The sequence below is a fragment of the Streptomyces sp. NPDC054047 genome, assembly GCF_055585065.1.
The window spans coordinates 1,166,939-1,177,813 of the sequence record NZ_JBVJKV010000002.1; the positions used below are offsets into that span (position 1 = coordinate 1,166,939).

Below are 10,875 nucleotides of genomic sequence, written 5' to 3' on the forward strand. Positions count from 1 at the left end.
GGACCGGGCGCGTACCGCGCGCCCACGTTTCTGGGAGGACACGATGACGCCGTCTCGAGTGCACACACGCGGCCGGACGAAGAAGGCCGCGGTCCGCCGCTCGGCGGAGAACGAATCACTGACGGCGGCCGGCCGGGCGGGCTTCGTCGCCCGCGGCGTCGTCTATGTCCTCATCGGTGCGCTGGCCCTGCAGATAGCCCTCGGCAGCGGCGGCGAACAGGCCGACCGGGAGGGTGCGTTGGCCCAGGTCGCCGAGCAGCCCTTCGGCGAGGTGATGCTGTGGGCGCTGGTCGTCGGCTTCGGCTGCATGGCGCTGTGGCGCGGCTCGCGCGCGGTGCTGAAGCGCGGGCCGCGCCGCAAGCCCGCGTCGCGGGCCCTCGACGGCGGCAGGGCGATCTTCTACGCCTTCGTCTGCTGGGCGACCGCCACGTACGCCGCCGGGAGCCGGGGTTCCAGCGGCGACGCCAAGTCCAAGGACTGGACGGCGACCGCACTGGAACTTCCCTACGGCAGGATCCTGGTGGGGGTCGGCGGCTGCGTGCTGATAGGCGTCGGCGTCGTGCTCGCCGTACGGGCGATGATGCGCCGCTTCCTGCGGCAGCTCGACCTCGGCTCCCTCACCGGCCGTACCCGGCAGACCGTCACCGGCCTGGGGGTGGCCGGCGGTGTCGCGCGCGGCGCCGTGTTCGCCGCGGCGGGCGTCTTCATCGTGACGGCGGCCGTCCAGTACGACGCCGACGAGGCCAAGGGCGTGGACGCGACGCTCCGCAGCTTCTCGCACACCCCCGTCGGCCCCTGGCTCCTGGCCGCCGTGGCGGCCGGGCTCATCCTCTTCGGGGTCTTCTCCTTCGCCTCCGCGCGCTGGCGGCGCCTGTGAAGGCGGGGATCAGGAAGACGGTGGGGCCGGTGCGGCTAGAGCGGCGCCGACTCGTCGGCCTTGAAGGCGCCACCGTGGCCCGGCACGATCACGTCGGCGGCGGCAAGGACCCGCTGACGTGACGTCCGCAGCACCGTGTGGTCCGGGGCGACCGGGTCGTCGACCGGGCCGTTCGGCCGCCACCACAGGTCGCCCACGAACGCGATCGTGCCCTCGGCGGTGCCCGCGAGCAGCGTGATGTCCTCGCGGCTGTGGCCCGGCGTGCGGATCAGCCGCAGGGACGGGGCGAGTTCGTAGCCCTCGGCGTCCCGGTCGGTCCACTGGTCGTTCTCGTAGATCGCCTTGTGGTCGTGGACCCGGGCCCGGCCGAACAGGCCCACGTTCATGGTGTTGTCCGGGTGGTGGTGGCTGAGCACCACGTCGGTGATGTCGTCCGGGCCGAGGCCCAACTCCGCGAGCGGGTCCAGGATCCGGCTGCGGCTCGCCACCATGCCCGGGTCGACGATCACGTGCCGGTCCGCGTCGCGGATGTAGGAGACGGTGGCGGCGACTCCGGGGCCGGTGGAGCCCGTGTAGCCGGTGGTCAGGATCGTGTACACGGCGCTGCTGCCGAGCGGGGCGTCTGTCTGTGCGTCAGCCACCGTGTCCGCCACGGCGTCCGCCTGTGCGTCTGTCCGCGTGTCCGTCTGTGCGTCCGTCTGTGTGTTCGCGTCCGTCTGTGTGTTCGTCATGACCATGAGTCTTCCGGGCGGGGCTATCCGCGGAAAGTGGCCCTTCTGCCACTGATCGCAGGAAACGTGCCACGCTGTGCCACACTCCCGTATGCCGCCTTTCGTGACCATCGCCGCCTACGCCCCGACGGGCGTCGGCATCCTCGGCGCCGGCATCGTCTCCGAGGTGTTCGACGAGCGGGGCTCCGGACTGCCCCGCTTCGACTTCGCCCTGTGCACCGACCGGCCGGGGCAGGTGCGCTCCGACGCCGGGCTGCCGATCACCGTGGAGCACGGCCTGGAGCGGCTCGCCTCCGCCGACCTCGTGATCGCCCTGCCCTGGGCCGACTTCCGCACGCCGCCCGCGCCCGCCGTGCTCGACGCGTTCACCGCCGCGCACGAGCGGGGCGCGCTGGTGGCAGGGCACTGTGTCGGCGCGTTCGCCCTGGCCGCGGCGGGGCTGCTCGACGGGCGGCGTGCCACCACCCACTGGCGCTTCGCCGAGCTCCTCGCCCGGCGCCACCCGGACGTCACCGTCGAGGCCGAGGCGCTGTACATCGACGAGGGGCAGGTCGTCACGGGCGCGGGGGCGGCCGCGGGCTTCGACCTCAGCCTGCATCTGCTCAGACGCGAGTACGGCGCCGCCACGGCCAACACCATCGCCAGGGACTTGGTTTTGCCCTCCCACCGCGACGGCGGACAGGCCCAGTACCTCGCCGCCCCCGTGCCGGAGGACTGCCGGGACGAGCGGCTCGCCGAGGTGCTCGCCTGGGCCCGCGAGCATCTGCACGAGCCGCTGCCGGTCGCGGAGTTGGCCCGCCGCGCCCTGATGAGCAGGCGTTCCTTCGCCCGCCGCTTCACCGCCGCGACCGGCACCACTCCGCACGCCTGGCTCGTGAACCTGCGGCTGAGCGGCGCCGAGGAGCTCTTGGAGACCACGGACCTGCCGGTGGAGGAGATCGCCCGCCGGGTCGGGTACGGCAGCGCGGCCGTCCTGCGTGAGCAGTTCGTACGCCGCCGGGGCGTGCCGCCGAGGTCCTACCGCCGGGCGTTCACGCGAGCGCCGTAGCTTCGGGACGGTCCGGAGCCACGGGAGGACCAGAGCTTCGGGACGGCCTAGGTGAACGAGGGCATCTCGCCCTCCGTGGTCATCAGGTCGATGATGCTGAAGATGGCGCCCTGCTGGTCGGCGACCGTGGCGAAGCGGCCGAAGGGGCTGTCCATCGGGCCGAAGAGCAGCTGGCCGCCGAGCTTGGTGATGGTGGCGATCGCGGCGTCGCAGTTGTCGACGGCGAAGTGCACGTTGACGAACGGCGGCACGTCCGGCGGGAAGTCGTCGGTCATCTTGAGCCGGCCGAGCACGGGCTGGTCACCGACCTGGAAGACGCTGAAGTCGACGTCGTCGACGTCCATCGACTTCACGTCGAAGGGGAAGACGGCGGGCAGGAACGCGTCCGTCGCCGCCGGGTCCCGTGTGGTCAGCTCCGCCCAGCAGTACGCGCCCGCCTCACCGATCTTCTCGAAGCCCTTGTGGGTGCCCGGCTGCCAGACGCTGAAGTACGCGCCGCTGGGCTCCTTGGCCGTCACCATGGTGCCGAAGTCGCCGACCTGCGTCGGTTCCATGGCGAGCGTTCCGCCGTTGTCGCGGATCTTGGCGGCCGTCGCGGCGGCGTCGGGCGTGGCGAGGTAGAGGTTCCAGGCGGCGGGGCCCTCCACGCCCCCCATCTGCGGGACGACCGCGGCCACGGCCTTGCCGTCCGAGCGTGCCTGCGTATAGCCGCCGAACTCCTCCGAGCCGCTGTCGAACGTCCAGCCGAGGACCTCGCCGTAGAAGCTCTTCGCGGCCTCCACGTCGGGGAACATCGCGTCCGCCCAGCAGGGCGTTCCTTCCGGGTGCGCGGACATCGCGAGGGCCTCCTTCTGGGGGATTCCTGTTGATTTCACGCTATTCGAACGCAGGCGCTCGCGCCCGTCGAACCCTGGCCCCGCCGACCTCCGCGGCCGGTGCTCACCGCGCCCTCAGCGCGCGCCGAAGTTCTGCGTCCACCAGGGGCCTCCGCTGCCCTGCCGGTAGCCGATGCCGATCTCCTTGAAGGAACAGTTGAGGATGTTGGCGCGGTGGCCGGAGCTGTTCATCCAGGAGTCCATGACCGCGGCCGGGGTGCGCTGACCCGCGGCGATGTTCTCGCCGTAGGTGCTCCACTTGTAGCCGGCGTCCGTGACCCGGTCGCCGGGGTCCTCGCCGTCGGGGTTCGTGTGGTCGAAGAAGTCGCGCTCGGCCATGTCGTCGGAGTGGCCCTGAGCCGCGTCGCCCAGCTTGCTGTTGAGCGTCAGCGGGCCGCAGCCGCTTTTGGCGCGCTCGGCGTTGGCGAGCCGGGTGACCTCCGCGCTGTAGGAGTTGCCCGCCGGGGCCTGCGGCGCCTGGGGCGCGCTGCTGGTGCGGGTGGGCTTCGGGGTGGTCGCCTCGGGCTTCGCCGTCTTGGTCTTCGACGGCGTGGGCTTGGGGGACGGCTTCCGCTTCTTGCTGGGGGAGGCGGAGGGGGACTTGCTGGGCTTCTTCGCCGGGGCCGTGGTGGAGGGAGCCGCCGAGGAGGGCGGCTGCGAGGCGGTGAGGGACTGCGCCTCGGTCTGTTCGTCGTCCGTGGGGCGGGTGGCCGAGTAGATGACCCCGGTCGCGACGACGAGCACGGCGATGCCCGCGGCCACCGTGCGGCCCTTGCGGGGTGCCCGGCGGCGCTGCGCGGCATGTCTCGCCGGGGCGCCCGCGCTCCGGGAGCCGGATATCTCGTACGTGTTCGGGGCAGTGGCGTGTGCGTCGGCCGGTATGTGCGGCGCGTCGGCGGCCAGGTGGTGCGGGTCGGCCGTGAGGTACTGCGTGTGTGCCGCGTTCGCCGCGCGTATCGCGCCGGGGGCGGCCAGCGCGGCGGTCGGCGGCACCAGGGCGACGCCCACGAGCAGCCGCTCGGCGAGCACCAGGCCCGCGCCGTGGCCCGAGCACACGGCGCAGTCACGGACGTGCCGGGCCAGGCGCTTGCGCCAGAGGCCGGACGGCGTGCCGTCCCACGGGGCCACCACCTCGCTCAGATACGGGCAACGGGGCTCCGCGGCCAGCGCGCGGACCACGATCCGGGCCGTCTCCAGCTGCGTCTTCATCCGCTGCACCCGGACGGTGGCGTGCTGCGTCGGCAGCTCCATGGCGGTCGCGACCTCGGCCCGGGTGAGCTCGCCGGAGACCTCCAGCCACCACAGCGACAGGAGCGCGCGGTCGTCGGTGTCCAGCCAGCGGGTGGCCTCGGCCACCTCGCGGCGCTGCCCCACCAGGCCGAGCCGGATGATCGTCAGGTCGACGAAGTCCGCGCCCGGGTCCACGACGTCGTACGCCTCGTGGAGCGGGCTCGGGGCCTTCTGCCCGGACGCGCGCTGCTGCCAGTGCCTGCGGATCTCGTTCATGGCGATGGCCACGAGCCAGGACCGGAAGCTCGCCGGGTCGCGGAGCGACGCGAGGCCCGCCAGGGCCCGCAGCATCGTTTCCTGCACCACGTCGTCGACGTCGGCATGGCCGTCGAGCGCCCGCCCGACGATGTTGTAGACCAGCGGCAGATATCCGGCCACCAGCTCGTCCTGCGCCTGCTGGTCCCCGGTCTGCGCCGCCGTCACCAGAGGATCGTGTTCACCGATCATGGACTGCCTCACTCGCTTTCTTCGTCGGCACGTTGTGGCCTTACACCTGGGAGATCGCGTGAGCGCACGGAGATAACAGAAATCCGCGAACAGAAATCTGCGGCGAGCATACGCACCCGGTCGTCCCCGGAAGCGAATTCAGTAATATGGATTATGGGAATAATCGAGATTACTGGAGAGTGGTCATGGTCGAGAGTGGAGCCAACAGCCATCTGTCCGGCTTACCGGACATCGACCGGTTCCGCACGGTCGACGAGCTGAACGCGGCAGTCGCCCGACTGGCGCACGAACACCCCGGCGTCTGCCGGCTCCGCCGGATCGGCACCTCGCGCCTGGGCGATCCGCTGCGGATGCTGTCGGTGGGCCACGGCCCCCGGCACGCCCTGATCGTCGGCGGCCCGCACCCCAACGAGCCCGTCGGCCTGCTCACCGTCCTGCATCTGGCCCGCCTCGTCGCCGCCACGCCCGCCCTGCGGGAGGACGCCGGGTGCACCTGGAACTTCATCCCCTGCATCGACCCGGACGGCACCCGCCTCAACGAAGCCTGGTTCGGCGGGCCTTACACGATCCGCCACTACCACACGCACTTCTTCCGGCCCGCCTTCGCCGACCAGCCGGAGTGGACCTTCCCGGTCCTGGACGAAGAGGGCTGGTTCGACCGGACGCTGCCCGAGACCCAGGCCCTGGCCCGGGTCATCGACGAACTGCGCCCGGAGTTCCAGTACTCGCTGCACAACGCCGACTTCGGCGGGGCGTTCTTCATCCTCAGCCACGACGTGCCGGGCGCGGCCCAGGACCTCGCGGCCGTGGCCGCGGCCCAGGAGATGCCGCTCGCGCTGAGCCCGGTCGACACGGCGGGCTGGCCCGAGGCGGGCCCCGGCGTCCATCTGATGCCCACCGCGCGCCAGTTGGCGGCCGCGACCGCCGCGCACGGCGGCGGCGAGGCCCGCCACGGCGGTTCCAGCGCGCACTACGGCGAACGCCACGGCACGACCACACTGATCACCGAAGTGCCCCTGTGGCACGACCCGAGGGCGGGCGACGCGTCCGGCAGCGGACGCGCCCATGCCGCCGTGCTGACCGGGAGCGCGGGCCAGCTCCGGGACGGCGCACGCAGACTCGGTGACCTGTACGAGCGGGTGCTGCCGCGTCTGACCGTGCCGTCGCCGATGCGTCCGGCCATCGCCGACATCCTGGAGCAGAGCGCCGTGCTGGCGTCCGCACACGAGGCCCTGTCCGCGACGTACGACGGCCAAGAGGCCTCCGTGGGTGAGGTGTTCGGGGTGCGGAGCCTGGTGCACATGCTGCGGCTGAGGGGTGCGGGGCAGCTCCGGCGCCAGCTCGCCGTCGAGCAGGCCGCGGGCAACCGGCCACCGGCGATACGCGCCGCCGCGGAGGAGGCGGACGCCCTCTTCGACTCCTGGTGCGCGAGCGCGGAAGGCGCCCTGCGGGCCGAGCCGTTCCCGCTGCGCCGCCTGGTGGCCGTACAGATCGGCGCCGCGCTGGCGACGGTACGGCGACTGGGCCTCGGCTCGCCCGAAGATGACTCCACGGACAACAGGCCCTCAGGAGACACCCCATGAAACGAGCCGAGGCCCGGCAGCGCAACACCACCGCCCTCCTCGACGCGGCCCTGACCGAAATGGCGGCGCACGGCTACGCGGCGGCGCGCCTGGAGGACATCGCCGCCCGCGCGGGCCTGACGACGGGCGCCGTGTACTCCCTCTTCGGCAGCAAGCACCGCCTGCTCGCCGCAGCCGTCGAACACCTGGCACACCGCCTGCGGTCCGGCCTCGAAGAACTCGCCGCCAGGCAGGACCTCTCCCTGCGCGAGGTGCTCCGGGGCCTCGCCACGGTGATGCATCGCGCCGCCGCGGAAGAACCGGCCGCGCAGTGGTACGCCTTCGAAGTGGAGGCGGCGTCCCTGGCGTTGCGTGATCCCGAGCTCGCCGGGACCCTCGCCCGGCACACGGGCGAGATCACGGACCTGGTCCGCGGAATTCTGACCGACCGGGTCATCGACCCCGCCGCCCCGACGCCGGCCCGCACCACTCCCGAACAGGCGGCGCACCTGGCCCCCGCGGTCCGCGCCCTGACCGCGGGCCTGGCCCAGCAGGCGATCCACGCCCCCGGCACCCTCACCGGCCGCTACGCCGCCGACGCGGCCGCCGCCCTGGCCCACTTGCTCGACCACGGCCCGGCAGGGCGCGCGAGCCCTTGACGGGGCGAAGGAGACGACTGCCTCAGCCTGCTGCGTGCGCCCAGGCCGGGAAAGCCCGACCAGGAGGGCCCGGCGGAAGGCCGCGCGGCGCGTCGGTGACGGGGCTTCAGCGGGCCAGGAGGCCGCGCAGCGCCCCGGCGATCTCGGCGGGGGATTCCTCGGCCATGAAGTGGCCGCAGGTGACGGGCGTGTGGTGCAGGTCGGGCGCCCAGGCGCTCCACAGGGCCGCCGCGTCGAAACCGAGCGCCGAGCCCCAGTCCTGCTGGAGCACGGTGACCGGCATCCGCAGCAGGCTGCCGGTGTCCCGGTCGGTCCGGTCGTGGTCGACGTCGACACCGGCGGAGGCGCGGTAGTCGGCGACGATCGAGGGCACCGCGGCGCGGCAGGCGTCCAGATAGGCGGCGCGTACGTCGGCGGGGATCGCCCCCGGGTCGTTCGTCCAGACGTCGAGGAAGTGGCCGAAGAACGCGTCAGGGGCGGCGCCGATCAACTGCTCGGGCAGGCCCGGGGGTTGGGCCATCAGGTAGAGGTGGAAGCCGACGGCGGCGGTGACGCCGTGCATCACGTCCCACATGTCCAGCGTGGGCAGCACGTCGAGGCAGGCCAGGTGCGTGATCATGCCGGGATGGTCGAGCCCGGCGCGGAACGCGACGAGGGCGCCGCGGTCGTGCCCCGCCAGCGCGAAGCGGTCGTGTCCAAGGGCGCGCGCCACGGCGACGACGTCGGCGGCCATCGTGCGCTTGGAGTACGTCGTTCCGTCCGTCTCCGCGGGTTTGTCGCTCGCCCCGTAGCCGCGCAGGTCCGGGCAGATCACCGTGTGGTCGACGGCGAGATCGGCGGCGACGTGCCGCCACATCAGATGGGTCTGCGGGAAACCGTGCAGCAGCACGACCGGCGGACCCGAACCGCCGACGGCCACGTGCAGGCTGACGCCTTCCGCGACGGGCACGCGCCGGTGGGTGAAGTTCTCGATGGCAGGGGTCATGGTCGCGTCCTTCGCAGCGCCGGAACAGGTGCCTCCGAGCCTGCGGGGCGCCGATGAGCATCCGATGAGCGCGCTACCGTGACCAGGGACGATGCTCACGGAAGGGTGGTTCAGGGTGCCGGTCGCATTCGGGGTCCTTGGGCCGGTGGTGGCCTGGGACGGCGCCGGGGGAGCCGTCGCGCTGAAGGGGCCGCGGCACCGCGCGGTGCTCGCCCGGCTGATCGTCGCCCGCCGCCGCGTCGTCCCCGTGGCCCGCCTGGTCGACGACCTGTGGGTGGACCCGCCCCAGGACGCGGTCGGGGCGGTACGCACCTTCGTCGCCGCGCTGCGCCGCGCCCTGGAACCGGAGCGCCCGCCCCGCACGCCCGCCCGGCTCCTCGTCACCGAGGGCCCGGGATACGCCCTGCGCGCCGAGCCCGCCGCGGTGGACGCCTGGCGCTTCGAGCAGGCGGTGACCGACGCGGCGACCCTGCCGCCGCAGGACGCCCTCGACCGCCTGGAGGAGGCGCTGGGGTGGTGGCGCGGGCCCGCCTACGCCGACTTCCCCGAGGAGACCTGGGCCCGCGCCGAGCGCTCCCGCCTGGGCGAACTGCGCCTGCATGCCGTCGAGCGCCGGGCCGAGGCGCGCCTCGATCTGGGACGCGCCGCCGACGCGGTGCCCGACCTGGACGCCCACGTGGCCGAGCACCCCTGGCGCGAGGACGCCTGGCGGCTCCTCGCCCTGGCGCTCTACCGCACCGGCCGCCAGGGCGACGCGCTCGCCGTCCTGCGCCGGGCCCGCGCGCTCCTCGTGGAGCAGCTGGGCGTGGACCCCGGCCCGGCGCTGCGCCGCCTGGAGGCGGACATCCTCGGCCAGGCCCGCCATCTCGACCCCGCGCCGCCCCGGGCCCCTGGCGCCGCGGAACGGGTGTGGGCCCAGGCCGCCACCGCCTATGACCGGACCGTGGCGGCAGGCGCCCGCGCCCGGCTGGACTCGACGGTGGGCCTGCTGCGCAACCTGGCGGTGACCGGAGGCGGCGGCCTCGAAGCGGCCCGCGAGCACCGCGTGGCGGCCGTCGAGGCGGCGGAGGAGCTGGGCGACGCCGACCTCACCGCCCGCGTGATCGGCGCGTACGACGTCCCGGCGATCTGGACCCGCGTCGACGACCCGCACCAGGCAGCGCAGGTCGTGGCGGCGGCCGAACGCACCCTGGCCGCGCTCCGGCCGGACGCGCACCCGGCGGCGCGGGCCCGCCTCCTCGCCACCATCGCCCTGGAGTCACGCGGCACCAGCTCGGCGCGCGGGCCCCAGGCCGCCCGGCAGGCCGAGGAGATCGCCCGCCGCCTCGACGACCCCGCGCTCCTCGCGTTCGCCCTCAACGGCCAGTTCATGCAGACCTTCCACCGCACGGGTCTGGCGGCGGACCGGGACGCGATCGGCGCCGAACTCGTCGCCCTGTCCGCCCGGCACGGCCTGGCCACCTACGAGGTCCTGGGCCACCTGATCCGCCTCCAGGCCCGCAGCGCGCTCGCGGACTTCCCGGGCGCCGACGGCCACGCGGCAGCCGCCGATCTGCTGGCGGACCGTCACGAACTGCCGCTGGTGGGCGTGTTCACCCAGTGGTACGTGGCGCTGCGCCTGGCCGCGACCGGGCAGGCACCGGCAGCCGAGGCCGCCTACCGGGAGGCCGCCGCGCGACTGGACGGAGCGGGCATGCCCGGCCTGGAGCGCGGCCTGCTGCCGCTCGCCCTGCTGTGCCTGCGCCTCCGACACGGACAGTCCGCCAGGACCGACGTACGGATCGACGGGCCACTGGACGAGGCCACGGACTGGGGGCCCTACGAGCCCTGGGCCCGCCCCTTGGTGCTGCTCTCCCAGGACCGGCGCACCGAGGCGGCGCAGGTGCTGCGCCAACTCCCGGACCCGCCACGGGATTTGCTGCTCGAAGCCTTGTGGTGCCTGGCAGGGCGAGCCGCGATCGAGCTGGGTGACCGCGAGACGATGGAGCGAGCCCATGCCGAACTGACTCCGGCAGCAGGAGAGTTGGCGGGAGCGGGCAGCGGCCTGCTCACCGTCGGCCCGGTGGCACAGCACCTGGAAGACCTCGCGTCGGCCCTCCGGCGCCCCCGGTGAGCGCCCCGCTGTCCTCGGCTAGCGTTCACTCGCCTTCACCGGCGACCACATCTCGTACGTTCCGCGCCGCACAGCGGGCCTGATCGGCAAGACTGCCGATCAGGCCCGCTGTGCGCTACGTGAAGTGGGTCAGCCCTTGCGGGTGTTGACCTCTTCGGTGAGCTGGGGGACGACGTCGAAGAGGTCGCCGACGACGCCGTAGTCGACCAGGTCGAAGATCGGGGCCTCGGCGTCCTTGTTGATCGCCACGATCGTCTTGGAGGTCTGCATGCCCGCCCGGTGCTGGAT

General features: G+C 73.4%; 9 protein-coding genes and 1 pseudogene. 5 read left to right on the forward strand and 5 right to left on the reverse strand.

The features are described 5' to 3' along the window. Window positions 1-43: 43 nt before the first annotated feature. Window positions 44-877 carry a DUF1206 domain-containing protein gene (locus ACZ6ZP_RS11700; protein ID WP_351173752.1) on the forward strand — a complete coding sequence of 278 codons (834 nt, stop codon included), beginning with the start codon at window positions 44-46 and terminating at the stop codon, window positions 875-877. 35 nt (window positions 878-912) lie between these two features. Here the strand turns inward: ACZ6ZP_RS11700 and ACZ6ZP_RS11705 are convergent, their stop codons facing one another. Beyond that, entirely contained in the window at window positions 913-1,608 is a 696-nt protein-coding gene (locus ACZ6ZP_RS11705) for an MBL fold metallo-hydrolase (protein ID WP_469406536.1), read from the reverse strand. A gap of 91 nt (window positions 1,609-1,699) precedes the next feature. Between ACZ6ZP_RS11705 and ACZ6ZP_RS11710 the strand changes: the two genes are divergently transcribed. Further along, window positions 1,700-2,656 (forward strand): GlxA family transcriptional regulator, encoded by a 957-nt coding sequence (locus ACZ6ZP_RS11710; protein WP_469406537.1) that lies wholly within the window; start codon window positions 1,700-1,702, stop codon window positions 2,654-2,656. Window positions 2,657-2,703: 47 nt separating this feature from the next. Here the strand turns inward: ACZ6ZP_RS11710 and ACZ6ZP_RS11715 are convergent, their stop codons facing one another. Then, complete coding sequence (locus ACZ6ZP_RS11715; RefSeq protein ID WP_351173760.1) at window positions 2,704-3,492, reverse strand: VOC family protein; 789 nt, start codon at window positions 3,490-3,492, stop codon at window positions 2,704-2,706. Between the two features lie 114 nt (window positions 3,493-3,606). After that, a complete protein-coding gene (locus ACZ6ZP_RS11720) occupies window positions 3,607-5,268 on the reverse strand; it encodes a sigma-70 family RNA polymerase sigma factor (protein WP_383827135.1) in 1,662 nt (553 codons plus the stop codon). Window positions 5,269-5,453: 185 nt separating this feature from the next. Between ACZ6ZP_RS11720 and ACZ6ZP_RS11725 the strand changes: the two genes are divergently transcribed. Both ACZ6ZP_RS11725 and ACZ6ZP_RS11730 read left to right on the forward strand, forming a co-directional pair. Beyond that, on the forward strand, window positions 5,454-6,851 hold the full coding sequence (locus ACZ6ZP_RS11725) for a M14 family zinc carboxypeptidase (RefSeq protein WP_469406538.1): 1,398 nt from the start codon (window positions 5,454-5,456) through the stop codon (window positions 6,849-6,851). Next, a complete protein-coding gene (locus ACZ6ZP_RS11730) occupies window positions 6,848-7,489 on the forward strand; it encodes a TetR/AcrR family transcriptional regulator (RefSeq protein ID WP_469406539.1) in 642 nt (213 codons plus the stop codon). The genes ACZ6ZP_RS11725 and ACZ6ZP_RS11730 overlap by 4 nt, the downstream gene beginning before the upstream one ends. A gap of 106 nt (window positions 7,490-7,595) precedes the next feature. On the opposite strand, the gene ACZ6ZP_RS11735 is transcribed toward ACZ6ZP_RS11730, so the two are convergent. Next, window positions 7,596-8,474: an alpha/beta fold hydrolase gene (locus ACZ6ZP_RS11735; protein WP_469406540.1), complete on the reverse strand. Its 879-nt coding sequence runs from the start codon at window positions 8,472-8,474 to the stop codon at window positions 7,596-7,598. A gap of 115 nt (window positions 8,475-8,589) precedes the next feature. Between ACZ6ZP_RS11735 and ACZ6ZP_RS11740 the strand changes: the two genes are divergently transcribed. Further along, the gene (locus ACZ6ZP_RS11740) at window positions 8,590-10,587 is read left to right on the forward strand and encodes an AfsR/SARP family transcriptional regulator (protein ID WP_469406541.1); all 1,998 of its coding nucleotides are present in this window, start codon (window positions 8,590-8,592) and stop codon (window positions 10,585-10,587) included. A 129-nt stretch (window positions 10,588-10,716) separates the two neighbouring features. Here ACZ6ZP_RS11740 and ACZ6ZP_RS11745 read toward each other — a convergent pair. Further along, window positions 10,717-10,875: pseudogene (locus ACZ6ZP_RS11745) on the reverse strand (electron transfer flavoprotein subunit alpha/FixB family protein); the annotation flags it as partial.